The sequence below is a fragment of the Streptomyces canarius genome, assembly GCF_014650735.1.
Taxonomy (GTDB): Bacteria; Actinomycetota; Actinomycetes; order Streptomycetales; family Streptomycetaceae; genus Streptomyces; species Streptomyces olivaceoviridis.
In genome coordinates this window covers 137359-161086 of record NZ_BMVN01000020.1, presented here as the reverse complement: position 1 = coordinate 161086, position 23728 = coordinate 137359, and the positions used below count along the sequence as shown (strand labels likewise).

The 23728-nt window shown below is 67.9% G+C and carries 25 protein-coding genes and 1 tRNA gene; 19 read left to right on the top strand and 7 right to left on the bottom strand.

The window, feature by feature from the left end; translation table 11 throughout:
• Positions 1-1293 precede the first annotated feature (1293 nt).
• Entirely contained in the window at positions 1294-1623 is a 330-nt protein-coding gene (locus IE294_RS26675) for a hypothetical protein (protein ID WP_189890227.1), read from the top strand.
• Positions 1624-1815: 192 nt separating this feature from the next.
• On the top strand, positions 1816-2565 hold the full coding sequence (locus IE294_RS26670) for a TIGR02391 family protein (protein ID WP_189890225.1): 750 nt from the start codon (positions 1816-1818) through the stop codon (positions 2563-2565).
• 113 nt (positions 2566-2678) lie between these two features.
• Here the strand turns inward: IE294_RS26670 and IE294_RS26665 are convergent, their stop codons facing one another.
• On the bottom strand, positions 2679-3752 hold the full coding sequence (locus IE294_RS26665) for a HEPN domain-containing protein (protein ID WP_189890224.1): 1074 nt from the start codon (positions 3750-3752) through the stop codon (positions 2679-2681).
• Between the two features lie 488 nt (positions 3753-4240).
• Between IE294_RS26665 and IE294_RS26660 the strand changes: the two genes are divergently transcribed.
• The 13 genes from IE294_RS26660 to IE294_RS26600 all read left to right on the top strand — a co-directional run bounded on the left by IE294_RS26660 (position 4241) and on the right by IE294_RS26600 (position 13578).
• A complete protein-coding gene (locus IE294_RS26660) occupies positions 4241-5092 on the top strand; it encodes a helix-turn-helix domain-containing protein (RefSeq protein ID WP_189890222.1) in 852 nt (283 codons plus the stop codon).
• Between the two features lie 96 nt (positions 5093-5188).
• Complete coding sequence (locus IE294_RS26655) at positions 5189-5578, top strand: ATP-binding protein (protein WP_189890221.1); 390 nt, start codon at positions 5189-5191, stop codon at positions 5576-5578.
• Between the two features lie 175 nt (positions 5579-5753).
• Positions 5754-6605, top strand: coding sequence for a sigma factor-like helix-turn-helix DNA-binding protein (locus IE294_RS26650; RefSeq protein WP_189890219.1), 852 nt, complete (start codon positions 5754-5756; stop codon positions 6603-6605).
• A complete protein-coding gene (locus IE294_RS26645) occupies positions 6602-7423 on the top strand; it encodes an integrase (RefSeq protein WP_189890217.1) in 822 nt (273 codons plus the stop codon). The genes IE294_RS26650 and IE294_RS26645 overlap by 4 nt, the downstream gene beginning before the upstream one ends.
• 193 nt (positions 7424-7616) lie before the next feature.
• Positions 7617-7964: an SCO3933 family regulatory protein gene (locus tag IE294_RS26640; RefSeq protein WP_189890216.1), complete on the top strand. Its 348-nt coding sequence runs from the start codon at positions 7617-7619 to the stop codon at positions 7962-7964.
• Positions 7965-7969: 5 nt separating this feature from the next.
• Positions 7970-9337, top strand: a complete 1368-nt coding sequence (locus IE294_RS26635) for an FtsK/SpoIIIE domain-containing protein (RefSeq protein WP_189890214.1) — start codon at positions 7970-7972, stop codon at positions 9335-9337.
• Positions 9338-9424: 87 nt separating this feature from the next.
• A complete protein-coding gene (locus tag IE294_RS26630; RefSeq protein WP_189890213.1) occupies positions 9425-10120 on the top strand; it encodes a DUF2637 domain-containing protein in 696 nt (231 codons plus the stop codon).
• Positions 10121-10133: 13 nt separating this feature from the next.
• Positions 10134-10313, top strand: coding sequence for a mobile element transfer protein (locus IE294_RS26625; RefSeq protein ID WP_189890211.1), 180 nt, complete (start codon positions 10134-10136; stop codon positions 10311-10313).
• Positions 10314-10326: 13 nt separating this feature from the next.
• Positions 10327-10482 carry a hypothetical protein gene (locus tag IE294_RS26620; RefSeq protein WP_189890210.1) on the top strand — a complete coding sequence of 52 codons (156 nt, stop codon included), beginning with the start codon at positions 10327-10329 and terminating at the stop codon, positions 10480-10482.
• Positions 10483-10502: 20 nt separating this feature from the next.
• Positions 10503-10808 carry a SpdD-like protein gene (locus tag IE294_RS26615; RefSeq protein WP_189890208.1) on the top strand — a complete coding sequence of 102 codons (306 nt, stop codon included), beginning with the start codon at positions 10503-10505 and terminating at the stop codon, positions 10806-10808.
• Positions 10809-10905: 97 nt separating this feature from the next.
• Complete coding sequence (locus IE294_RS26610; RefSeq protein WP_189890206.1) at positions 10906-12255, top strand: replication initiator; 1350 nt, start codon at positions 10906-10908, stop codon at positions 12253-12255.
• Entirely contained in the window at positions 12245-12427 is a 183-nt protein-coding gene (locus IE294_RS26605) for a helix-turn-helix domain-containing protein (protein ID WP_189890205.1), read from the top strand. The genes IE294_RS26610 and IE294_RS26605 overlap by 11 nt, the downstream gene beginning before the upstream one ends.
• Positions 12427-13578: a site-specific integrase gene (locus IE294_RS26600; RefSeq protein WP_189890203.1), complete on the top strand. Its 1152-nt coding sequence runs from the start codon at positions 12427-12429 to the stop codon at positions 13576-13578. Before IE294_RS26605 ends, IE294_RS26600 begins: the two co-directional genes overlap by 1 nt.
• A gap of 744 nt (positions 13579-14322) precedes the next feature.
• On the opposite strand, the gene IE294_RS26595 is transcribed toward IE294_RS26600, so the two are convergent.
• The 3 genes from IE294_RS26595 to IE294_RS26585 all read right to left on the bottom strand — a co-directional run bounded on the left by IE294_RS26595 (position 14323) and on the right by IE294_RS26585 (position 16322).
• A tRNA-Pro gene (locus IE294_RS26595) sits at positions 14323-14396 on the bottom strand.
• Positions 14397-14462: 66 nt separating this feature from the next.
• Positions 14463-15221 (bottom strand): Pr6Pr family membrane protein, encoded by a 759-nt coding sequence (locus IE294_RS26590; protein ID WP_189890201.1) that lies wholly within the window; start codon positions 15219-15221, stop codon positions 14463-14465.
• A 174-nt stretch (positions 15222-15395) separates the two neighbouring features.
• Positions 15396-16322: a metallophosphoesterase gene (locus IE294_RS26585; RefSeq protein WP_189816872.1), complete on the bottom strand. Its 927-nt coding sequence runs from the start codon at positions 16320-16322 to the stop codon at positions 15396-15398.
• A gap of 93 nt (positions 16323-16415) precedes the next feature.
• Here IE294_RS26585 and IE294_RS26580 point away from each other — a divergent pair, with 93 nt between their 5' ends.
• Positions 16416-16883, top strand: a complete 468-nt coding sequence (locus IE294_RS26580; RefSeq protein WP_103814669.1) for a GatB/YqeY domain-containing protein — start codon at positions 16416-16418, stop codon at positions 16881-16883.
• Positions 16884-17045: 162 nt separating this feature from the next.
• Here IE294_RS26580 and IE294_RS26575 read toward each other — a convergent pair whose 3' ends face one another.
• Positions 17046-19385 carry a transglycosylase domain-containing protein gene (locus IE294_RS26575; protein WP_189890200.1) on the bottom strand — a complete coding sequence of 780 codons (2340 nt, stop codon included), beginning with the start codon at positions 19383-19385 and terminating at the stop codon, positions 17046-17048.
• 490 nt (positions 19386-19875) lie between these two features.
• Here IE294_RS26575 and wblA point away from each other — a divergent pair, with 490 nt between their 5' ends.
• Positions 19876-20214 (top strand): transcriptional regulator WblA, encoded by a 339-nt coding sequence (wblA, locus tag IE294_RS26570; RefSeq protein WP_018547931.1) that lies wholly within the window; start codon positions 19876-19878, stop codon positions 20212-20214.
• Between the two features lie 357 nt (positions 20215-20571).
• Here the strand turns inward: wblA and bagB are convergent, their stop codons facing one another.
• Positions 20572-22005: an ATPase BagB gene (bagB, locus tag IE294_RS26565; protein WP_189890198.1), complete on the bottom strand. Its 1434-nt coding sequence runs from the start codon at positions 22003-22005 to the stop codon at positions 20572-20574.
• On the bottom strand, positions 22002-22979 hold the full coding sequence (bagA, locus tag IE294_RS26560; RefSeq protein ID WP_189890197.1) for an ATPase BagA: 978 nt from the start codon (positions 22977-22979) through the stop codon (positions 22002-22004). Before bagA ends, bagB begins: the two co-directional genes overlap by 4 nt.
• Before the next feature lie 107 nt (positions 22980-23086).
• Between bagA and sp36 the strand changes: the two genes are divergently transcribed.
• Positions 23087-23257, top strand: coding sequence for a Sp36 family protein (sp36, locus tag IE294_RS26555; protein ID WP_014674017.1), 171 nt, complete (start codon positions 23087-23089; stop codon positions 23255-23257).
• Complete coding sequence (locus IE294_RS26550; RefSeq protein ID WP_189890195.1) at positions 23254-23718, top strand: RidA family protein; 465 nt, start codon at positions 23254-23256, stop codon at positions 23716-23718. Before sp36 ends, IE294_RS26550 begins: the two co-directional genes overlap by 4 nt.
• Positions 23719-23728 lie beyond the last annotated feature (10 nt).

Sequence of the window (23728 nt, the reverse complement as noted above, 5' to 3'; positions counted from 1 at the left end):
ACGGCACCTTCTACGAACCGCAACCTGCCCCCACGGGTTGACGAAACCCATAGGGGCACCCCCCCCGTAGGTGTTGAGCTGCCAGGCCATGACGAACTCCGGGGCGTGGGATGAGTATCGGGTCGCCTGCCCGTCCTCGACCAGCCAGAGTCCGCGTTCGTCTCCCGGGGCTGGCGGCCCAGGGTGATCGCTGACGATTCGTACGGAGCGGCGGGTCGCTCAGCGCAAACTCGCATCGGACGAGGGTCAGTCCTGGTCGAGAACGTCTAGCTGCTCCGCCAAGAGGTCCCGGAGCTCACGTTCGAGTAACGAGGTCATGAACGAAGACAGTAGCGGTGCGGGCTGACATGGAACCCAAGACGGCGGGAGCTCACCATGCGGCGGATCCGCTGGCCTGCGCTATCACTCCATCAAGGGCTGTACTCAGAATGACGGTGCGTCGGTGTCCGTCCTACGTTGTCTGGGCTCGTCGATACGGCTCAGCACCAACAGGCACACCGCGTTCGTTGAACGAGCCCTCTTTCGCGGGGCCGTGTCACCGGCACGGCGGAGCCATCAGACGGGGGTTTCTGAGGCACGTTCGCGGTCGAGTCGACGACTGGTCGTTCGCGAACGTGCAGGTGTGGGTCGGCGCAGCCGAGGCATGTTGCTACTACTCGACGATCGCCTGATCCTCGCTGAGGATCAGGCCCCTGAACTGGTACTACGGCGTCGGGGTGGCGGGATTTGAACCCACGACCTCTTCGTCCCGAAGCAACTTGGGCGCCGGTGCTTCCTTGGGCTGGTACGGCTCTCACCTGCGCTGATGGTCCGCTGACGTTCGCGCTCGTCCGCCGTTGTTCGTCGGCGTTGTCACGCAGTTAGACACTCACCGGTCAACGGTCGATCGCTGGCGAGTCGCTTGTCAGTGCTGGCGCCTATGGTCTCAAGCGCGCGGTCGGCTACCGGGGGTCCCAGCTCGGAAGGGAATGGTTGCATTCCCGGCCTGTCTGGGGGTGGCCCGGAGAATCGTCCGGGACCTAACCGACGGTCGGGCTTCGTCGATGGCCAGCGGATGACCTGCCCGAGCCGACCGTGCACCCCCTCCGCGTAGGCAGACGCACGCTTTCCAACTGTGGTGGTGGCGCCGGAGGTCTCGGACGGGGTCGTTCACCTGTGTTCATGGGCGGCCGGTCGTCGGGGCTGCTGCTGCCTCCGGTCCGCTCTGAACGGCCATGAACGGCGCTGAATGAGACGGAAACTGAGACGGACGGCGGGACCTGGTTCGCTAGCATTCGCTGTTGGAGGGGGGACATGGCGCTGGCCAGCAAGGGATCACGACAGATCATTGTCGACGGCACGGCCTACCGCTGGCGGCTGCGAGGCCGGCCGACGTACGTCCAGGGCCTGGCCTGGTCGCCGTGCACGTTCGCGGTCGAGCATGCGGCCACCCCAGGCACGACGCTCGTGGTCACCACCAACCAGCCGCATCCGAGCAACTGGATCGGTCGCGAGGCTGAGCCTGTACTCCCTCCCGGTGTGGCTGCGGCTGTTCGGCTTGCCCTGCGCGTGGGGTGGACTCCGACGGCAGTGGGCCCTGCGTTCCACCTTGACCAGTCCGCTGGCTTTACGCCCTTTTACTGAACCGAGCTGTCGAAGTGAAAGACAAACGTTGGAACTGGTGAACCGGAGGTTCTTGCATGGACTGGGGACGCTCTGGGGGCGCTCAACCGGCTCATCAGGGCGGAGAGGACGTACTAGATGAGAGTGATCCTGACCGCCGCGATTAATTGATCTACACTCTTCCCAGTGGCAGGCACGTGGAGGGCGAGGAAATTGCGAGCGACCGAAGCACTCAGGGTGCTGTCTGAACTAGAAGGTGCAGGCGATCTGCGAGACGAGAGTGCATTCATCGAATGGGAATCCAAAGTTCTTGCGGTGCTACGTTCCACTTTTGGAGCTAATTCACCACACGTTAGCCGTTTCTCGTCCAGCGTCTCCGTTTTTCCAGATGGCATGACTTCGGGCAACCGAATTAAGGATAGGGAGCGCTACCGCCTCACCGCTGCGTCTAGGGGAAAGGCTGAAATCAGAGCCTCCATCTTTATTTTGGAAACGCTGCATCACGACAGTCCGCTAGACGATGCTTCAATCGATCCGGAACTTTGGGCACATGTACAGGGGCTCATCGCGGATGACGACTGGGCCAAGGTTCCAGCGGCTGTGGCCATTTTCGTAGAAGATAAGGCCCGGTCTTGGGCTGGAGATCCTCGCAATTCTAAGGGTGAAGTCCTTGTGGGTAAGGGGCTCTACACGCAAGTCTTGAACCCGTCGGGTATTTTGCGCATGGGTGGCCAGCAAAGCGAAATCGAAGGCTGGATGGCTTTGGGGAGTGGCCTCGCGCAGGCCATCGGGAACGTAGATCGACACCGCATTCAACAGCGTTCAGACGTGCGGCGATACGCAATGGGAGTTCTAGGACTAGGCAGCTTGCTGCTTACCCAGTTCCGATATGAGCACCCCGCGCGCGTTCAGGAGGCGGAGGCCCAGGCTCAAGCGGGCACGTTGGAGGCGGAGAGGCAGTAATTCTTCCCACGTTGCCACGTCGCTTACCAGAGCCAGGCCACGTCGGCAGAGGCATGGCCGCAAGAGACTGCGTCCCGCAGTTACTCTGCTAAGCGCCTGGCCACAGGGTGGGGCTACGCCCCACTGTTGGCAGCCTGGTCAGGGATGTGAGTAACTGCTCCACCATCTCGGGTCAATGGATGTCCGAGCAATGCCCGGTCCAAGTCAGCAGTGGACGGTAGCGATGGGCCTGTTCGGATACAGGCCATCAAAAGATCGCGTAACAAGGACCACGAAGACGTCAACGCTTCCTCAATTTTCGAGGCGTCCATTTTTGCACCATGGACGGCTTTAGAGCGTAGCGTGTAGAGCCGTTTGAATCTGGCCTGAACGTCTATCCTTTGCTCAAGGTCGTCAGAGATCAAAACGGCCGCATACATTGAGAGTCGAAAGCTAAGTTCATTCTGTACATCGAAGAGTGATTCGATGCCAGACCAGATGCGCGCCATCGCAGTGCGGGGGTCTTTGAGGAAAGGCGCATCTGCTGCCGAATCGTACGCGAGTCTATAGCTAGGCTGCTCGTGCAGCTCAAAGTCCCGCGCGAGCCGCAAGGTCACCCATTCGAGCTCGCTCTCGCTAATTACCGCTTGCGACACCCAAAGGGCTCGCCTGGGCTCTTCAAGCGGCTGAATTTCTACAGTGTTCAAGTGTGCGGCCACCTGCCCCCAGGGCACTTCAGAGTATGAGATCCCGTTGATCAGGCAGGACGTTTTCAGGCGCAAAAGAGAGATGGCTCGATATGCCACGTTGAGAGCCGCTTGGGTCGTTTCTGCAACGCGCTTGGAAATGTAAAATTCGTGACTAATGGTACCGGATAGGTGGTTGAGGTAGCTGAAATTATTCCTCCCTGCGGGAGTGAGCGCGCGAGCGAGAGAGCCGATGTCGGGCCTATTTGTGACCGGGGTGATGGCGAAAATCGGATCGTCCTGGCCTGCGGACACTGAAATCCCGTCACCAGTAGATCCTGTCGTCAATGTACAACCGGAAAGTCCGATGAAATGCCCTTTGCGTTTATCTCGATCCTGTTGGCGTTTCGCCTCATCGATGATGCGCTGCCCGTACTCGGCTTGACGTTCCAGAATTCTCGCGGCTCTGCGCAGCTCGTCGGCGGGACTCAGAGGCTTTTGTTCACCGGTAACGTCACTCAAGGGTTCTCCCCGACTCCTGGGCGGCTTGGTTGGTAAGGTACCTCCTGGATCCACTATGTTGCACAGGAATTGCACGGTCGGTGGAGCGGCTTTGGGCTGGAGCTGCTTTGGCGCGAGTGATCATGGCCCCGTAAGCTTCCGGCGCGTCGGGCAGTCTGTGGACCTGCCCGGTAAAGCACGACGTTGGGGCCATGATCTGCGAGGCTCGCGCCAAAGTGGCTGCCTAAAGCCGTGGAGCCGACCGCCCCAGCCACGACGTACCCCTTCTCTGACGTCAGGCGGCTGATTGCTGTGCGCGCGGCACGGGCGCCGGCCGGGCTGGAGCGGGGCGGAGACAGGAGCGCAGGCCCGGCCGGGGGCCGGGCCGCGCGCGGCGAGCGGAGCGAGCCGCCTTGAACCAGTAGAGAAAGTTTGAATCATGCTCGGGCTGCTGATCGTTGTGGCTGGCAGTACCGGCACCTGCTGTCTCGTGGTGTAGAACCCTGGGCATGGGGAGTGAGCGGCGGGAGCTGATGAAGGCGCTGGGAGCGCGTCATCGAGTGCTTCGTACACAGGCTGGCCTGACTGGTGCTGTGCTGGCGCAGCGTGCCGGTGTGGGGCAACCGACCGTGTCCAAGGTCGAGACCGGGCGCATGGTTCCGAGCCTGGACGTGCTCGACAGGCTTTCGCGGGCTCTCGGCCTGGACGAGTCGACCAGTCGTGAGCTGCGTGACCTCCTGGCCGCCGTGATGGCCGCCGCCGACTCTGGCTCGGCTGCGGACGACTCAACGGGGACCGGCGCGGCGGTAGATGATGCTGTCCGGTCCGCGCGACTGGTGCGCTCCTTTCAGTGCGTCGTTCTGCCGGCCATGTTGCAGAGTGCGGAGTACGCCCGGCACGTCTTCGAGAGTGCGCCCCGGTCGACGCCTGAGGCTGTCGGTCGGGCCGTCGCTGCCCGTGTGGAGCGGCAGAGCGTGTTGTACGAGCCGGGGCGTGAATCGGTGTTCGTGCTTACAGAGGCCGTGTTGCGGACCTGGCCGGGGACGCCGGCGCTGATGCTCGCTCAGTTGGACCGGCTCCTGGCAGTCGAGAGCCTGAGCACGGTACGGCTCGGGGTCATCCCCTGGCGTCGGCCGGTGCCGGTGCTGCCGCGTCATGGCTTCACCTTGTGCGACCAGCGGGCGGTCGTGGTGGAGACGTTCGACAGCGAGCGGGTGTCCACCGACGCTGAGGAGCTGGCTGCCTACCAGGAGACCTTCGCTCACTTCGAGCGGGCTGCGGTCTTCGGTCCTGAGGTGCGAGAACTGCTGTTGCTGGTGATGAAGGAGTTCCGCGAGCTCGGAGACTCCCTCACTCCTTAGAGGAATAATTCCTCTGAATGCCTGGCGCGCTGTGCACCCCTGGGAATACTCTGCCGCTGCGCTGTCTAGCCCCCTAGACGTACCGGAGGAGTCCCTGTGCTCACCAAGTGGTGCCGTGCTTTCCAAGGCTTGCCAGAAGAGGTGCCCCATGCTCGTCACTTCGTCGCGTCCCTGCTGGCCGACCGCGGGCCGGTGAATGATGCCGTCCTGGTCGTGAGTGAGCTTGCGACCAACGCCTTGCGGCACACGGTGAGCGGCTCGGACGGTGGCCGCTTCTTCGTGATCGTCGGCCTCGGCGACGATGTCGTGCGGATCGAGGTGGTCGATCAAGGCGGTGAGCTCGTGCCGCACCTTTGCCATGCCACCGACCGGGAAGAGGGCGGCCGTGGACTGAGGTTGATCGCAGCCGTCGCGAAGAACTGGGGCTACACGGTCTGGCGCGACGGGCGCTCGGTGTGGGCTGAACTGGCGCGAGCGAGTGCGTGAGCGCGTCGGGTGCGATGCCTCTTCGGGCCCCAGTCGCTGGCGGTGATGAGTGAGCCCGCGGGGTGTCCCTCGCCGGAGGTCCCGGTTCTTCGTGATCGGCGTTCATACAGGGCGGCGCCTCCCGCCCATTCCGTCTAGGGCCCTAGACTCCTGGGTACTTCCAGGAGGTGCGGTCATGTCGGACGAGTTGCAACGGATCACCGCGATCGATGATCCGTATCTGCTTCTGCGTGAGGTCACGAAGAGGCTGGCCGACGCGCAGCAAGAGGTGACCGAACTCGCCCGGCTCCGTCGCCGTGTGGTCCAGGACCTCCACGCGCAAGGGCTGTCCTATGCGCAGATCGCAGAGAAGGCCGGCTTGAGCCGGGGAAGGATTCATCAGATCCGGCACACCGGGCCGGCGCCAGAGGGAGCCTTTCTCGGTATGGGCGCCGTCACTGTTGTGACTCCGCTGCGATGGGACGCCGAGAAGAAGCGGCCGGTCGTCGCCATGGCCGACATGAACTCGGGCAAGCGGCTGGAGGAGCTGGCCAAGTCCTACGGGCTCGCCGTCAGCTCTGGCCACGTTCTCGTGAGTGGGGAGGTCGATCTCAACCGTGACGGCCTGATCGTCGTCTGCGGGCCCGGCATGTCCGAGGCGATGAAAGACCTGTACGCCCAGGACCCGGTACTCGGCTGGGAACACCCGGAAGGTGAACCGTGGGCTCTGGTCGACCGGCGAACCGGCGCTAGGTACAACGCGGGAGCCGACATCGAGCCCCGTCGTCCGCATGACGTCGGATACCTCGGCCGGCTGCCACGGCCGGACGGTAACGGCTCGGTCCTCGCCATCGCCGGAATCCACACCGCAGGCTCCCTCGGTGTGGTCCACCTGCTGACCTCGGACCTGAACACGCTCTGGGGGCAGGTGGGGGAACGTCACTTCTCCACGCTGGTGAGCGTCGAATACGACCCCGAGACCGACGAACCGCAATCCGTCGAACTGCTCTGCCCCCTCTACCTGCACGAAGCGGAGGCAACGGCGTGATCGTCGCCCTGGGGTCGCAACCGGCCGAAGCGGCGCGTGCGAACGAGGACTTCGCCGCTGCCGGTCTCGGTGCGGCCGTTCTCCTCGACGGCGCCGGTGTGGCCGGTGCGGAGACCGGATGTGTGCACGGCATCGCATGGTTCTCCTCGACGCTGGGCGGACTGCTGCTGAGCTCCATCGCGGCGGTCCCCGCCCGGCCGCTCGCCGACTGTCTCGCCGACTCGATCCGGACTGTGCGCTCCTTGCATGAAGACACGTGCGACCTGACATACCGGGCCAGTCCCACCAGCACGGTCGTCGCTGTCCGGGCCCACGCGGGAGTTCTGGACTATCTCGTCCTGGGAGACTCCACACTGCTCCTCGCCGGGACCGACGAGAGCGCGACCGCCATCACCGACCAGCGCCTGGACGAAGTCGGCAAGCGGCTGCGCGGACCGGTCGACACACTGCCCACCGGCTCATCAGAACACTCCGCCGCGCTCGCTGAATACCGGGACGCTCTGACCGGGCTCCGCAACCGGCCTGGCGGGTTCTGGATCGCCGGACCCACGCCAGAGGCGGCCGATCACGCCCTGGCCGGGACGGTGTCTCTGGACTCGCTCGCCTCCGTGACACTGCTGAGTGATGGTGCGACGCGACTCGTCGACAGCTTCGAGCTGGCCGACTGGAAAGAGACCCTGGCGCTCCTCAACTCGTCGGGGCCTGATGAGCTGATCCGCCGCGTACGTGAAGCTGAGGCCGGCGACCCCGACGGTCGACGTTGGCCCCGTGGCAAGACGCACGACGATGCGACCGTCCTTCACTGGTCGCTGATGTAGCGGGTTCGGCAGAGGCTGAGACGGACGACTCGCCCACACTCGTATACCCCCCTAGACAGTTGACGGGGTGTCGGTTACCTTTACTGTCGACCCCCCTAGACAGTTGGGTGGTCGCCCTCCTGTGCTGTCTAGGGGGGTATCCAGTCCGAGCGGTGCCGATCAACGAAGGCACCGACAACTCAGTGAGGTACTGATGCGAGTCATTCCCGTAGACACCTCGGCCGCCACGCTGCTCGTCACCAAGCTGCCGGAGGTGAAGGTCAGGGACCGGCAGACCGGTGAGGTCGCCGTGGACCCCGTGACCAATCAGCGGCTCATGACGCTGGAGCTGGTGTTCATCGCGGCCGGCGGTTCGGACATGATCAAGGTCACCGTTCCCGAGCAGGGCATTGGCGAGGGTCTGGTCATGGGAGCGCCGGTCATCCTGTCGGGACTGGTGGCCCGTCCCTGGGAGAGCGAGTTCGGCGGGCGGGCCCGTCACGGCATCGCCTACCGGGCCGACGCCGTCATGGTCAACACGCCTATCGCGGCGCAGGGCTGATCGCCATGACTGACACAGTACGAGTGCTGTTACCGGTCCTGCTGGTCCTAGTGGTGCTCCTGGTGGTGCGTCGCCGCATGCCGGTGGTGTTCTGGTGGCTCGTCGGGTATCCGGTCGTCGCGCTGCGCTTGCTCATCTCGTACCGCGCGACGATGGACGCGTGCGGCCTGACGGTCCCGGCTTCGGCCGTCCGCCGGGCGACTGCCCGGATGATGGGGCGGCAGGCGGCGCCCGTACCGCCCCGGCGGACCTTCCCACTGCCGACCGGGTCCGGCCTCGTGATGCGGCTGCGTATGGCGACCGGACAGGCACCCGAGGACTTCACCGCCTCGGCCGACCGGCTGCGGCACGCCTGGGGAGCCCATGCCGTGCACGTGCGCCCCACGAAACCGGGGTGGCTGGAACTGCGGCTGGTCGGCTGGGATGTGCTCGCCGAGGTACGCCCCGCTCGCCGTCGACTGGCGGCCGAGCCGCTCCGCCTGCCCTTGGCCCTCCGAGAGGACGGCCGTTGGCACGTACGGGACTTCCGCACCGTGCCGCACGAACTGATCCTGGGCGCCACACAGTCCGGCAAGTCCGTGTACCTGCGCAACCTGCTGTGCGGCCTGGCCCGACAACGGGTCGTGCTCGTCGGGATCGACTGCAAATGGGGCGTCGAACTGGCCCCGTTCGCGCCCCGGTTGTCCGCGCTCGCCGACGACCCGGACCGCGCGAACGAACTCCTGGACGTGCTGGTGGAAGAGATGGAGGCACGGTTCCGACTCATCGGTCTCAGTGGCGGGACCGGCCCGGACACTTCCCTCACCTCGGACGTATGGGGATTGCCGGAAACGGTGCGGCCAGTACCGGTCGTGGTCGTCGTCGACGAGGTCGCGGAACTCTTCCTCGCCGCGAACAAGGACGACGAGAAGCGGCGGGACGCCATGGTCACCAAGCTCATCCGCCTCGCCCAGCTCGGCCGCGCGGCCGGCATCTACCTTGAAGTCTGCGGGCAGCGCTTTGGTGCCGAACTCGGCAAGGGCGCGACCATGCTGCGCGCTCAGTTGACCGGCCGCGTCTGCCACCGTGTCAACGATGAAGCCTCGGCGAACATGGCGCTGGCCGACATCTCGCCTGAGGCTGCGCTGGCCGCCACTTCCATCCCCGCCGAACGGCCTGGTGTCGCGGTCGTCGGCGACTCCTCCGGCGGCTGGTCTCGCGTCCGCTCGCCCCATCTCACCCTCGCGGACGCAGCGGCCGTCTGCCGCGACACCTCGGCCCTGGTCCCGGAACTGCCCCGGCTCGACTCCTTCCGGCCCGCCGTTGCCGTCGAATCCGCCGGATCGTCCTCCACGCCTGCTGCTGCGCCCACCGCGCGCCCGGTGACCGAGTAGCCCGCTCCATCACCTCACGGTCGGCGTGACCGCCTCGCGCCATGTCCCTACCCCTCCCATGCCCAAAGCAGGAAGGAACCGGAGCCGATGCGTGCCCACATGGTCCGCGTGGACGCCGTTGTCGTCCAGGCCGTCATCGCGGGCGCCCTGTCCTTCTCCCACCTCCACGACCTCGCGGCGGCGGCTGGACAGGGCGGCTGGAAGGCGTGGGCCTACCCCGTGAGCGTCGACCTGCTGCTGGTCGCCGCATGGCGCCGGATGAGGCAACAGCAGCGAGCGGGGCAGGCGGCCGGTAGCCCGCGGCTGTGGTTCCTGGTGGCACTGGCCGCATCTCTTGGTGCCAACGTCGCCACCGCCGGACTTCTCGACCTGGACCACGTCCCCGCCTCGCTCCGCGTCGTCGTCGCGGGCTGGCCCGCCGTCGCCTTCTTCGGCGGCACTCTCCTGGCCCACACGCCGCACGGCCCGGACACGTCGGCGGTCCCGGAGTCGTCGACCACTGACCCGTCCGAGGAACAGGCCACCGCACCGGCCGCCGTCGATGCTCCCGCACCGGACGCGCTATCAGCTCCGGCTCCCGAGCCCACCACGTCCGAGCCGGAAACCGTCCCGGCTCCGCCGCCCGGCCCCGCCGTCGCGCTGCCGCCCGTGCTCATCGACCGTGTCCGGGCCCTGGCCGACGAACACCGCTCGACCACCGGCCGCCCCGCCGACCCCGACGCCGTACGCGCCCGGCTCGGCTTGCCCCCGTCCATGACCGCGTCCGTCGCCGCCCACCTCTGAGAGGAGCACCGCCATGCACCGCCGCTTCCGCAACGTCCTCCGCATCGGCCCCGTGAACGTCGCCTCCTACGTCGACCGGGGCAGGAACCGCCACCTGGCCGCCTGCACCGCGCCCCGCTGCGACTTCTCCGCCGAGTACGACTCACGCGCCGCCGTCGAACTCGCCGCCCGCACCCACCGCTGCTCGGCCTGACAGGAGACCCCCCATGGACGTCCCGCTCTGGCTCGCCCTGCTCGTCGTCGGCGTCCTCGGCGTCAAGCTCATCCGCCCGCCCTGGTGGCTCATCGCCGTACTCCTCCTCGGCGGCTACCTCCTCGCCGACAGCCTGCTGGCCCCCGTCATCAACTCCCTCATCCAGTAACCCGCCAAAGGAGACCTCTCATGTTCCGGCCGAAGATCCCGACCATGCCGCAGCCGACTGGCCTGGCCACCCCTCCCACCATCATCGAGCCGACCACGGTCACCCCGGCCCCCTCGGCCACGCCGCCGGCCTCCCAGGCTCTGGCCGCATCCCGCCCGGCCGTCCAGCTCACCCCCGGAACCGTTCTCGCCCTCGTCGGCGGTGGCACCGCCGTGGTCCTGGTCGTCGGTGCCGTCCTCGTCTCCATGCTCCTCGCCGTCGCCCTTACCGCCACCTCGGTCGCCGTCTGCGCCGTCGTCACCCGCTCCCTGCTCACCCGCCGCTGATTCGGAAACTGCTCCCGCCCGGCTTGCCCCTACTGTCTAGCCCCCTGGACAGGCAGGCCGGGCGGCCACCCCAGACTGCTTAAGGAGGAACCCGCACATGCGCCCGCCGGCTCCCCTGGGAGCCATCCGTCACCTGGCCGCCCTCGCCCGGCACGGCGACGTGAGTGCTTACGCCCGGCAGATCCAGCGTCTCGGCGGCTGTGAACGGCCCGTACGAATGGAGGGCCACCGGCTGGACGTCCACGCCGCCACGGGCGAGATCGTCCGAGAAGTCGCCGACCGCCATCTTCCTGCCGGACAGCTCCTCATCCGCTGCAACAACCGCCGCGCCACCCGGTGCGCCACCTGCGCCGAGACGTACCGCAAGGACACCTTCCACCTGGTCACGGCCGGTCTGAGCGGCGGCAAAGGCATCGGCCCGGCCGTCGCCCAACACCCGCGCGTCTTCGCGACGTTCACCGCCCCTTCCTTCGGCCCCGTCCACAACCGCCACACCGGTGGCTGCTGCCGCTGTGGACGCCCCCACCCGGAGGACGACCCCGCCCTGGGCACACCGCTGAACGCGGAGCGGTACGACTACCGGGCAGCCGTCCTCTGGAACGCCCACGCCGGTGCCCTCTGGGCCCGCTTCGCCACCTACCTGCGCCAGCAGCTCGCCTCCCGCGCGGGCGTCACCCGCACCGCGCTGCGTGACTGCCTCAAGGTGTCGTACGCCAAGGTCGCCGAGTACCAGCGGCGCGGTGCCGTCCACTTCCACGCGGTGATCCGCCTCGACGGTCCGGACGGCGCCGAGTCCGCCCCGCCGGCCTGGGCCACGACCGAACTCCTCACCGACGCCATCCGCTCGGCGGCCCGCCTCGCCGAGGCACCCGGCCCCGTGCTCGACGGCCGCACGTACGCCTTCCGCTTCGGTGATCAGCTCGACATCCGCCCCATCCGCTCCGCCGACTTTGCAGGCAGCTCGGAGCTCTCAAGCCGGGCCGTGGCTGCCTACATCGCCAAGTACGCCACGAAGGGCGCCGAGACCGCCGGCACCCTGGACCGTCCCGTCCGCAACCCGATCACGGACCTGATCGGCTCCGGCGTCACCAACCACGCCCGGCGGATGATCCTCACCTGCTGGCACCTCGGTGGGCTCCCCGAACTCGAAGCCCTGCGTCTGCGCAAGTGGGCCCACATGCTCGGCTTTCGCGGCCACTTCTCCACCAAGTCCCGGGCCTACTCCGTGACCCTCGGCGCCCTCCGCCAGGAACGCGCTGACCACAACGAAGCCTTGGCCCGCGCACGCGCCGCCGAGGCGGGCCACCCGCTGCCCGACCCGGACACCGTCCTTGTCCTCTCCCACTGGCGCTTCGCCGGAACCGGACTGACAGACGCGGAAGCCGTCTTCTCGCCCTCTCGATCAACCGTTCTTGACGCACAAGGAGAACCCGACCGTGCACGATGACGAACTCCTGACCGTTGCCGAGGTGATGGCCCGTCTACGGCTCGGCCGTTCCAAGGTGTACGACCTGATCCGCGCGCGGCGCCTGCCCTCGGTCACCATCGGCCGATGCCGGCGCATCCCGGCATCCGCCCTGGGCTCCTTCATCGCCGGACAGATGGAGCGTGCGGCCTGATGACCAAGCGTCGGAGCCGCGGTGACGGCGGCCTGCACTGGGACGAGAAGCGGCAACGGTGGATCGCCACGGCGAACCTGGGCTTTGATCCGAGCGGCAAGCGGATCGTGAAGCGGGGGAGTGGCAAGACCAAGACAGAGGCGAAGAACAAGCTCAAGGAGGTATTGCGGGACCACGAAGACGGCCTTGCGATCGCGCCCACCAACTACACGGTCAAGGACGCGGTGACGGACTGGCTCGCGTTCGGCCTCGTGGGCGTCGATCCCAGCACGGCCAAGACCTGCGCGATCCTCTGCCAGACGCACGTCATCCCGTCGCTGGGCGCTCGCAAGCTCCGCGACCTGAGCGCCGAGGACGTTGACCGCTGGCTCGCTGCCAAGGCGAAGACCCTCAGCACGCGCACCCTCCAGTCCATCCACTCGTGCCTGAACCGCTCGGTCAAGCGGGCCATGGCCCGGGACAAGGTGAAGCGGAACGTCGTCGAGCTGTGCTCGGTGCCACAGGGGCAAGCGGGGCGTCCCTCCAAGGCGCTCACCTTCGCCCAAGCCGAAGCCGTGCTGAAGGGCGCCGAGGGAACCTCGATGTACGCGTACATCGTCATCGCCCTGCTGACGGGTGCCCGCACAGAGGAACTGCGGGCTCTCACCTGGGACCACGTCTTCCTGAAGGGCAAGCCGGACACCGACCCGCCGCAGCCTCCGCACATCGCAGTGTGGCGCTCGGTCCGTCGGGGCGGGGACACCAAGACCCGGAAGTCCCGGCGAACCCTCGCTCTGCCGGCGCGCTGTGTCGATGCCCTGTGGCAGCAGTTCGAGGATCAGGGGTGGGATCGGCTCGCCGCTGATGACGCGTGGGAGGAACACGGCCTCGTCTTCTCCTCGGCCGTGGGCAAGCCGCTCGACGCAGCCAACGTCCGCCGGGCCTTCCGCCAGGCGCTGAAGGGCATCGACGGGATCGACCCCGATGAGTGGACCCCGAGGGAACTGCGGCACAGCTTCGTGTCCCTGCTCTCCGACCAGGGCGTGCCGCTAGAGGAGATCTCCCGACTCGTCGGACACTCGGGTACGGCCGTGACCGAGGAGGTCTACCGGAAGCAGATTCGGCCTGTGATCCAGACCGGCGCCACAACCATGGACCGTATCTTCAGATGACGGCTAGCGCTGTGAGCACTTGAGCGGTGGAGGGCCCAAGGCCCCCACCGCTCCTTCGCTATCAGAACACAGTCACGTATCCGACGTCGGGCCGTCTTCGCTATCGCCGCGCCAGAAGTCACGTAGCTCCCGGGCGGCCTTGATTACGGACATGAACGCCCCTACTGCCATCACGAAGAGCACAGCGACGAGTCCAACGAGATCTGCAACATCGAGCAGCACAGACCTGACCTTGTCGTACCAAAGCACTGGGCTGTGTCCCTTTCTTGATCACACAGCCAGACTGGGCATAGGGGCAGGCTCAGCCCGACCGTGTTCGCGGTCGAGGTGAGTTCTGCCAGCGCCAGAAGATCACGCAAGGTGCAAGGTGGTGCAGTTGAAGTAGTGGCACTTACTTCAACGGTCCTCACGACGGCGGGCTAGATGATTCGTGGAACTTCGGCCGCGCGGAGCCGGATGAACCTCGAAAGACACCTGTCGCGGCCGACCTAGTCGGTCTGTCGCTCGCGAACTACGAGCTGGCCTCTCCTGGCAGCTCGTGGCCGACCTGTTCGGTCTGACGCCTGAGTCCCTGCAACGTGAGGGCACCACACTAGCGGCATGCGGCGTCCCGAGGGTCAGATTGTCTGTGATGGCTTGCGTGTGCGGAACGTATCGGAGCGCATAGTCACGCAGTTAGTCACTCAAACCAGCAGGGGCCTGATCCGCTCTCACGGATCAGGCCCCTGACCTGGTACTACGGCGTCGGGGTGGCGGGATTTGAACCCACGACCTCTTCGTCCCGAACGAAGCGCGCTGCCAAGCTGCGCTACACCCCGGTGTCGCTGCTTCTCGCGGCGACGACGTTTACTTTAGCCCACCGGTGGCTGTAGACGAAATCCGGTTTAGGCGGGGTGGCGGACCGGGGTCGGGCGGGTGTGGTCGAGGGCCACCAGGAGGACGGCCAGGGCGTAGATCGCGAGGCCGATGAGGAGGGCGTTGGCCAGGGTGCTGCGGTAGCCGTGGGTCGCCACGTCCAGGAAGGGATAGAGGTACCGGGACGGGCTGGTCGGCGGCAGGAACGCGGGCCTCGTGAGGGAGAAGACCAGGTAGGCCAGGGGGTAGAGGAGCCAGGCCGCGGTCTGGCGGAGGTGCAGGCGGGCCGCGGGGGTCAGGAGGAGCCAGTCCAGCAGGGCCGCCACCGGGACCAGGAGGTGGAGGACCTGGAGGGCTGCCCACTGGGCGTGCCAGCGCTCCGGGGGCGCCGTCGCTCCGGTCATGGAGAACGGGGGCGTCGTGTGGGCCAGGAGCAGGTGGTAGACCAGGGCCGAGGTCAGGACGTAGAGGAGTGTGGCGCCTGTCACGGCCGACGGGAGCGGGCGGCGGGCCCTCCAGGCCCTCGACGCGGACAGGAGCATCACCACGGTCAGCAGGATGCCGGCCTGGACGCTGAAGTAGCTCAGGATGTCGGCCGGTGGGCCCAGCAGGAGTTCCAGCGCGACGCCGACGGCCGCCGCCACGGCGGTCACCAGGCGGAACACCGCGGCCCGGGGGCGGCGGACCGGGGCCACCACCGCCGTGGCCGGGACCGGGGCGGGCAGCAGCAAGGGTGGGGCCGGGACCGCGGGCAGGTCCGGGATCTCCCTGGGTATCGGGGCGGTCATGCCCTCACGCTAGGAGTGGGGGAGGGGGGCGGCCATGTGGACGCGTCCGTATGGGGGAGGGCGGGGAGGGGGTGTGCAGGGGACGGGTGTCTCGGGTGTCGTGCGGTGCCCCCCGCTCCTTGCCCCTGCCTCTTCCCTTACTCCTCGTCCCTGCCCCCTTACCCCGTTGCTCCCCTACTCCCTCCCCACCAACGTCAGCAGCGTCGCCTCCGGTGGGCAGGCGAAGCGGACCGGGGTGTAGCGGCTGGTGCCGCAGCCCGCCGAGACGTGGAGGTAGGAGGTGTGACCCTCCGCCGTGTGCGTGGAGAGGCCCTTCACGCGGTCCGTGTCCAGGTCGCAGTTGGTGACCAGGGCGCCGTAGAAGGGGATGCACAGCTGGCCGCCGTGGGTGTGGCCGGCCAGGATCAGGGGATAGGCGTCCGCCGTGAACGCGTCCAGGACCCGCAGGTACGGCGCGTGGACCACGCCGAGCGAGAAGTCGTACGACCCGGAGGGGCCGCCGGCCACCTGGGCGTAGCGGTCGCGCTTGATGTGCGGGTCGTCCAGCCCCGTCAGCTCGATCGAGACGCCCTCGACCTTCAGGACGCCCCGCGTGTTCGTCAGGTTCAGCCAGCCCGCCTCGTCGAATCCGTCCCGCAGGTCCTGCCACGGGTTGTGGATCGCGCCGACCACCGGCGGGTTGCCGTTCAGGCCGTGCCGGCCGTTCGTCTTCTCCAGCAGGTAGCGGGCGGGGTTGCGGGGCCTGGGGCCGTAGTAGTCGTTGGAGCCGAAGACGTACGCGCCCGGGAACTCCATCAGCGGGCCCAGGGCGTCCATGACCTCGGGGACGCCCTCGGGGTCCGACAGGTTGTCGCCCGTGTTGATCACGAAGTCGGGGCGCAGCCCGGCCAGCGACCGCAGCCAGCGCTGCTTCTTGCGCTGCCCGCTCACCATGTGGATGTCGGAGACCTGAAGCACGCGCAGCGGGCGCATGCCCGGGGGGAGGACGGGGACGGTGACCCGTCGGAGGCGGAAGGAACGGGCCTCGAAGCCCGCCGCATAGACCAGGCCGGCGGCGCCGGCCGCCACGATTCCCAGGGGGATTCCGTATCGCGCGCGCATGTGCCCATCGTGTCAGACGCGTTGACCGTGGTGAGACCGGCCGCCCGGTAAATCGGCGGGCGTGCCGGTCGGTACACCTGCGACAATCGGGCCATGACCACCACGCTCAAGTCGAAGCTGCACGACGACCTCAACGCCGCGATCAAGGCGCGCGACGAGCTCCGCTCCTCGACCCTCCGGCTGACGCTCGCCGCGATCACCAAGGAGGAGGTCGCGGGCAAGGAGAAGCGTGAGCTCTCCGACGACGAGGTGCTGAAGGTGATCACCCGCGAGGCCAAGAAGCGCCGTGAGGCGGCCGACGCCTTCGCGCAGGGCGGCCGCGCCGAGCAGGCCGAGCGGGAGAAGGCGGAGGGCGAGGTGCTCGCCGGGTACCTGCCCAAGCAGCTGTCCGACGAGGAGCTGAACGCGATCGTCGCCCAGGCCGTGGAGGAGGCGAAGGCGGCCGGCGCCGAGGGGCCGCGGGCCATGGGCGCCGTCATGAAGATCGTGAACCCGAAGGTGGCCGGCCAGGCCGAGGGCGGCCGGGTCGCCGCCGCGGTGAAGAAGCTCCTTCAGGGCTGAGCGACTGGTTCGGGGCTGGGCAACTGGTTCGGGGCTGAGCGACAGGTTCAGTGCCAAGAGGCCGCTTCGGCGCTGAGAGGCCGCTGCACGTCAGCGGGGCCGCACCCGTCACACAGGTGCGGCCCCGCTGTCGTACGTCGTACGGCAGACCGGTGACGGTGGCTACCTTCGCCCGCCCCCGTGCCCGCCCCCGTGGTTCCCGCCGTTCACCTGGCCCTGGATGAAGTTCCCGGGGATGGAGATGGTCGGTGTCGGGAACGTGCCGCCGAGGGTGCCGCCGGTCGCGTCACCGGTGCTGCCGTCCGTCGCTCCCCCGTCCGTCGGGCCGCCGATCAGTCCGCCGGTCAGCTGTCCCGTCGTGTCCCCGTTGTTGCCGTCCTCCGTCCCCCCGTCGCCTTTTCCCGGATCATCACCCTCGTGGGTGCCGTCGGGGATGTCGACCAGGTGGAAGTCTTCGACGGGCTTTCCCTCCAGCGCGCCGCTCATCATGTCGCGCCAGATCGGGCCCGGGACCTCACCGCCGTAGACCTTGTCGTGCGGGACGCCGCCGATGGTGATGTTGGTCATCTTCCGCTTGTGCTGCGGGTCGCCGACCCAGACCGCGCCCGCCATGTTCGGGGTGTAGCCGACGAACCAGGCGGCGAAGCGCTCGTCCGTGGTACCCGTCTTGCCCGCGCTGGGGCGGTTGCCGAGACCGGCCTCCTGACCCGTGCCGTCCTCGACCACGCCCTTCAGGAGCGTGCTGACCGTGTCGGCGGTCTTCTCCGACATCGCCCGCGAGCAGGTCGACTTCGGCACCGGCAGGGACTTCCGCTCGCTGCCGACCTTCTTGGTGACCGACTCGATGGCGATCGGCGTGCAGTACATCCCCCGCGACGCGAAGGTGGCGTACGCGTTCGCCATCGTCAGCGGGGACATCTCCTGGGTGCCGAGCGCGATGGACGGGGCCTGCGTGATCTTGCGGCCGTCCGCGCGCTGCACGCCCATCTGCTTGGCCATGTTGATGACCGGGCAGATGCCGATGTCGCTGATCAGCTGCACGTAGTAGGTGTTGACCGACTTGGCGGTCGCCTCCTTCATGGCGTACGGACCGCGCTCGGACTCGTTCTCGTTGGTCAGCTTGGTGGGCTTGTTCGGGTCGTCGCGCCAGGTCTTGCCGTCACACGCCGAGACCGGGCTCGGATACGTCATCTCGTACGGCGACGAGTACTCCTGCGTCGGGGGCCTGCCCCCCTCGATGGCCGCCGCGGCGACGATCGGCTTGAACGTGGAACCGGGCTGGTAGCCGGCGCCGCCGCCCATGTCCCCGTTGACCGACAGGTTGATCGTCGTCTCGTCGTTCTTGACGTTGACGCCGTACGGGCGTGACTGGCCCATGGCGAGGATCTTGCCGGTGCCGGGCTCGACGATGGTCGCGGCGGTCGCCACCGCGTCGCTCTTGTAGACGTGGTCCTTGATGGACGCCTGCGCGGACTGCTGGGCCTGCGGATCGAGCGTCGTACGGATCGTCAGGCCGCCCCGGTTCCAGAGCTTGGCCCGGGCCTCCTTGGACTTGCCGAAGACCGGGTCGGTGAGGACGACCTGGCGGACGTAGTCACAGAAGAAGCCGGCGTCCTTCACCGCGGTGATGCAGCCGTTCTTGGGGCGGCTGGTGTTGAGGCCGAGCGGTTTCCCCTTGGCCTGGTCGGCCTCCTTCTGGGAGATGTCGCCGACCTCCGCCATGCGTTGCAGGACGGTGTTGCGCCGCTTGGTGGCCTCCGCCTCGTCGTTCACCGGGTCGTAGCGGCTCGGGGACTGCACGATGCCGGCCAGCAGGGCCGACTCCTGGAGGTTCAGGTCCTTGGCGTGCTTGGAGAAGTAGCGCTGGGAGGCGGCCTCGACGCCGTAGGCCTGCTCGCCGAAGAAGGTGATGTTCAGGTAGTTCTCAAGGATCTTCTTCTTGCCGAGCTTGTCCTCGATCTGGATCGCGTACTTCAGCTCGCGGATCTTGCGGCCCAGGGTCTGCTGGGTGGCCTCGGCGACCTTCGTCGGGTCGTCGCCGGCCTCCTCGATGAAGTAGTTCTTCACCAGCTGCTGGGTGAGCGTGGAGGCGCCCTGGGCGACCCCGCCCTCCTGCGCGTTCTTGTTCAGGGCGCGCAGCACGCCCTTGAGGTCGACGGCGCCGTGCTTGTAGAAGCGCGAGTCCTCGATCGCGACGATCGCCTTCTGCATGTACGGCGAGATGTCCTTGAGGTCGACCACCGTACGGTCGCGGGAGTAGACGGTCGCGATCTGTTTGCCCTGGTTGTCCAGGATCGTCGTGCGCTGGCTCAGTTGGGGGCTCTTCAGGTTGGCCGGGATCTCGTCGAAGCCCTGGACCGAGCCCTTGGCCGCGAGGCCGAGCGCGCCGGCAGCGGGCAGCGCGATGCCCGCCATCACGGCTCCGGCGAGCACACTGACACCGAGGAACTTGGCGGCCTGCTGCATGGGCGACAGACCGCCGCCCGGGCGCTTCTTTGGCATGGGGGCAGCCTAATCCGTACTGTTGAGCGTTCCTAAGGAGCGACCGCATCACGGCACGGCAAAGCGGGGGGTCTGCGTTCCCATTCGCCGGACACGCGCGCAGGCCTTGGCCTAAGCTGCTCTCGACTGTCACAGCTGAGCGGTCACCTAGCTATACGTCCGGCGCACCCGAATCGTTCCGGACGTAGCCCGAACTTCCCAGGGACGGGCCCGTTTCCTGAGAAGGCCGAGCCCGATTCCGCCTCATGTGTCACCTGACGTCCGGTGTGACGTATCGCGACTGTCCCGGTTTGCCGGGATGGTCACGCATGTCGCCAGCTCACTCCCGCGGGTGATCTGCCGCTTACCCATAGTCCGTTCGGGCCATTCAAGATTGGGCCCGCAGGGGGTGTTGCGCTGTCCCCACCTTCCGTAACGTCCTCAACTGGCTGCGGTGAATATGCCGCTGCCGCCGTGGGGGAGCCTCGATTCGGGAGAGGACGGCGCCGGTATGGGCTGGGTAACCGACTGGAGTGCGCAGGCTGCCTGCCGCACTACCGATCCGGATGAACTGTTCGTTCAGGGAGCAGCGCAGAACAGGGCCAAGGCGGTGTGCACCGGATGCCCGGTACGCACGGAGTGCCTGGCAGACGCGCTGGACAACCGCGTCGAGTTCGGCGTGTGGGGAGGCATGACGGAGCGTGAGCGCCGCGCACTGCTGCGCCGGCGGCCCACCGTGACCTCCTGGCGGAGGCTGCTGGAAACCGCACGCTCGGAGTACGAGCGGGGCGCGGGAATCGTCCCCCTCGACAACGACGAGGTGTACGAGAACTACGCGGCGGTGAGCTGAGGGCATCCCCTGGGGCCATCCACCTGGGGCCATCCCCCTCGGGCATCCCGTTCGGGTATCTCGTTCGGGCAAACCCCCAGGGCGCGCTCTTGGAGCACCTCGCGGGCGCATGGTCCGGTGACCGGTGCATGTCCCATGGGTATATGCCCGATGGGCACGTGGTCCGGGAGGACCGCTTCAGCAGCAGCCCGGGTGGACCCGCGTGCCTCTTCCGTGCGCGTGTGTGCGGAGCCTGGCGCGTGTGACGGCGCGCGACCGCCATAGCTGTGGTCTGCCACGTCCTGTGATCCGCCGTGTACCTGCGGTCCCGCCCACCTGCCCTCTGGTCTACGTGCGTTCCGCCTCCGTGCGTTCGGCCTACGTGTGTTCCGGCCGCCCGGCCGCCAGGCGGTCACCGATGTCGCGCAGGCCCGCGAGGTCATGGACGTCGCCGGGCAGCGCGGGTACCTCGACCACCGCCACCTCGGGGTGGCGGGCGGTGAAACGGCCACGCGTGCGCTGCTCGCGTGAGAGCAGTTGCATGCGGTCGGCGTGCAGCCTCAGCAGTCTCGCGGTGAGCCGGTCGACGGAGCGCTCCGTGTCGGCGGGGGAGCCTTCTGCGGAAGCGGTGGCTGCGGTCTCGGCTGCGGGTTGTGCTGCGGGTTGTGCCTCGGCCTCGGCCGCGGACTCGGCTGGGGGTTGTGCCGCGGTCTCGGTCGCGGGACGTGCCGGTGCCTCAGCCGCGAGTGTTCCTGAACTGCCGTACGTGTCGGGAGAGTTACGAAGTCCAGCTTTCCCGTCCCCCTGATCCACAATGCGGGGGTCCTCAAGATTTTCCGCGGCGGCGAGCGCCCGCTCGGCCGACAGCCGTCCGGCGCCGCTGCCATGGACCCGGTTGAGCACCAGGCCCATCAGCGGCATGTCCTCCGCGGCCAGCCGCTCCACGAAGTACGCGGCTTCGCGCAGGGCGTCCCGCTCCGGCGCCGCCACCACCAGGAACGCCGTGCCGGGCGCCTGGAGCAGCTTGTAGGTGGCGTCCGCGCGCGTGCGGAAGCCGCCGAAGGTGGTGTCCATCGCGGCCACGAACGTCTGCACGTCCTTCAGCAGCTGACCGCCCAGCAGCTTGCCCAGCGTGCCGGTCATCATCGACATGCCGACGTTGAGGAAGGCCATCCCCGCGCGGCCGCCCAGCTTGGCGGGGGCGGTCAGCAGCCGGATGAGCCGGCCGTCCAGGAAGGAGCCGAGCCGCTTGGGCGCGTCCAGGAAGTCCAGCGCCGAGCGGGAGGGCGGGGTGTCGACCACGATCAGGTCCCACTCGTCCTTCGCCCGCAGTTGGCCCAGCTTCTCCATCGCCATGTACTCCTGCGTGCCCGCGAAGCCCGCCGAGAGCGACTGGTAGAAGGGGTTCGCCAGGATCGCGGCGGCCCGCTCCCGGTCCGCGTGCGCCTCCACGACCTCGTCGAAGGTGCGCTTCATGTCGAGCATCATGGCGTGCAGCTCGCCGTCGCCCTCCGTGCCCTTCACCCTGCGCGGCACGTTGTCCAGGGAGTCGATGCCCATCGACTGGGCCAGCCGCTTGGCCGGGTCGATGGTCAGCACGACCACCTTGCGGCCCCGTTCGGCCGCCCGGAGCCCGAGGGCGGCCGCGGTCGTCGTCTTGCCGACCCCGCCCGCGCCGCAGCACACCACGATCCGCGTCTTCGGGTCGTCGAGCAGCGGATCGACGTCCAGCACGCGCGCGGGGGAGAGCCGCGGGCGTGCCGCGTCCTGGTGGGGGGCGGCGTTCTGCGCCTCGGCCGGGTCCGCACTCATGACAACCCCTGCTTCCGCAGCTCGGTGGCGAGTTCGTACAGGCCCGCGAGGTCCATGCCCTCGGCGAGCAGCGGCAGCTCGTGCAACGGCAGGTCCAGCTCGCCGAGGACCGCGCGCTGTTCCTGCTCCAGCGCGTACCGCTCGGCGTACTCCGCGGCCTGATCCAGCAGCGGGTCCACCAGCTTCTCGGCGTTCCCGCCGCGCCGGGCCCCGCCCAGACCGGCCGCCGAGAGCGCCTGTGCGACCGATGAACGCTCCACGGTCCGTACGAGTTCCAGATCGGTGGCGTCCAACACCTCCGGCCGGACCATGTTCACGATGACCCGGCCCACCGGCAGCCGCGCCGCGCGCAGCTCCGCGATGCCGTCGGCGGTCTCCTGGACCGGCATCTCCTCCAGCAGGGTCACCAGGTGCACGGCCGTCTCCGGCGACTTCAGCACCCGCATGACGGCCTGTGCCTGATTGTGTATGGGGCCGATCTTCGCGAGGCCCGCCACCTCGTCGTTGACGTTCAGGAAGCGGGTGATGCGGCCGGTCGGCGGGGCGTCCATGACGACGTAGTCGTAGGCGAACCTCCCCGACCTGTCCTTGCGGCGCACCGCCTCGCACGCCTTGCCGGTCAGCAGGACGTCCCTGAGGCCGGGCGCGATGGTGGTCGCGAAGTCGATCGCGCCCAGCTTCTTCAGCGCCCGGCCCGCGCCGCCGAGCTTGTAGAACATCTGGAGATAGTCCAGAAGGGCCAGTTCCGGATCGATGGCGAGGGCGTACACCTCGCCGCCGCCCGGAGCGACCGCGATCTTCCGCTCCTCGTACGGAAGTGCTTCCGTCTCGAAGAGCTGCGCGATGCCCTGCCGGCCCTCGACCTCCACGAGAAGCGTCCGCTTCCCCTCGGTCGCGAGGGCCAGCGCGAGTGCGGCGGCGACCGTCGTCTTTCCGGTCCCGCCCTTGCCGCTGACGACCTGGAGCCTGCTCACATCTTCGAGACTAACCAGTCCGGGCGACACTCACGCGGGAGGCTGTGGATAACGGGGGCCGTGGTGGGCCGCCGGACCCTCCGGTCGCAGCGGCTACAGTCGCCCCCATGACCAAGAAGTGGGAATACCAGACCGTGCCGCTGCTGATCCACGCCACGAAGCAGATCCTGGACAGCTGGGGCGACCAGGGCTACGAACTCGTCCAGGTCGTGCCCGGTCCCAACCCGGAGTCGCTCGTGGCGTACCTGAAGCGGGAGAAGCCGGAGGCGGACGCGTGAGCGCGGTCGAGGCCAAGCTGGCCGAACTGGGTCTGACCCTGCCGGACGTCGTACCGCCGCTGGCCGCGTACCAGCCGGCCGTGCGGTCGGGGGTGTACGTCTACACCGCCGGCCAGCTGCCGATGGTCGAGGGCAAGCTGCCGGTCACCGGCAAGGTGGGCGCCGAGGTCACCGCGGAGGAGGCCAAGGAGCTGGCCCGCACCTGCGTGCTGAACGCGCTCGCCGCCGTGAAGTCCGTCGTCGGCGACCTGGACCGCATCGCGCGCGTGGTGAAGGTCGTCGGCTTCGTCGCCTCGGCGGCCGACTTCACCGGGCAGCCCGGTGTCGTCAACGGCGCCAGCGAACTGCTCGGTGAGGTGCTCGGCGAGAAGGGCGTGCACGCCCGCAGCGCGGTCGGCGTCGCGGTCCTCCCGCTGGACGCGCCCGTCGAGGTGGAGATCCAGGTCGAGCTGGACCGGTAGCCCCCCGGCA

Excerpts from the sequence above, each read along its gene's own strand:
- IE294_RS26650 (WP_189890219.1), top strand. The coding sequence starts at position 5,754 with ATGTCGGACGAGTTGCAACGGATCACCGCGATCGATGATCCGTATCTG.
- IE294_RS26625 (WP_189890211.1), top strand. The coding sequence starts at position 10,134 with ATGCACCGCCGCTTCCGCAACGTCCTCCGCATCGGCCCCGTGAACGTC.
- IE294_RS26635 (WP_189890214.1), top strand. The coding sequence starts at position 7,970 with ATGACTGACACAGTACGAGTGCTGTTACCGGTCCTGCTGGTCCTAGTG.
- IE294_RS26610 (WP_189890206.1), top strand. The coding sequence starts at position 10,906 with ATGCGCCCGCCGGCTCCCCTGGGAGCCATCCGTCACCTGGCCGCCCTC.
- IE294_RS26575 (WP_189890200.1), bottom strand. The coding sequence starts at position 19,385 with ATGCCAAAGAAGCGCCCGGGCGGCGGTCTGTCGCCCATGCAGCAGGCC.
- IE294_RS26580 (WP_103814669.1), top strand. The coding sequence starts at position 16,416 with ATGACCACCACGCTCAAGTCGAAGCTGCACGACGACCTCAACGCCGCG.
- IE294_RS26640 (WP_189890216.1), top strand. The coding sequence starts at position 7,617 with ATGCGAGTCATTCCCGTAGACACCTCGGCCGCCACGCTGCTCGTCACC.
- IE294_RS26585 (WP_189816872.1), bottom strand. The coding sequence starts at position 16,322 with ATGCGCGCGCGATACGGAATCCCCCTGGGAATCGTGGCGGCCGGCGCC.
- IE294_RS26620 (WP_189890210.1), top strand. The coding sequence starts at position 10,327 with ATGGACGTCCCGCTCTGGCTCGCCCTGCTCGTCGTCGGCGTCCTCGGC.
- wblA (WP_018547931.1), top strand. The coding sequence starts at position 19,876 with ATGGGCTGGGTAACCGACTGGAGTGCGCAGGCTGCCTGCCGCACTACC.
- bagB (WP_189890198.1), bottom strand. The coding sequence starts at position 22,005 with ATGAGTGCGGACCCGGCCGAGGCGCAGAACGCCGCCCCCCACCAGGAC.
- sp36 (WP_014674017.1), top strand. The coding sequence starts at position 23,087 with ATGACCAAGAAGTGGGAATACCAGACCGTGCCGCTGCTGATCCACGCC.
- IE294_RS26630 (WP_189890213.1), top strand. The coding sequence starts at position 9,425 with ATGCGTGCCCACATGGTCCGCGTGGACGCCGTTGTCGTCCAGGCCGTC.
- IE294_RS26660 (WP_189890222.1), top strand. The coding sequence starts at position 4,241 with ATGGGGAGTGAGCGGCGGGAGCTGATGAAGGCGCTGGGAGCGCGTCAT.
- IE294_RS26675 (WP_189890227.1), top strand. The coding sequence starts at position 1,294 with ATGGCGCTGGCCAGCAAGGGATCACGACAGATCATTGTCGACGGCACG.
- IE294_RS26590 (WP_189890201.1), bottom strand. The coding sequence starts at position 15,221 with ATGACCGCCCCGATACCCAGGGAGATCCCGGACCTGCCCGCGGTCCCG.
- IE294_RS26615 (WP_189890208.1), top strand. The coding sequence starts at position 10,503 with ATGTTCCGGCCGAAGATCCCGACCATGCCGCAGCCGACTGGCCTGGCC.
- IE294_RS26600 (WP_189890203.1), top strand. The coding sequence starts at position 12,427 with ATGACCAAGCGTCGGAGCCGCGGTGACGGCGGCCTGCACTGGGACGAG.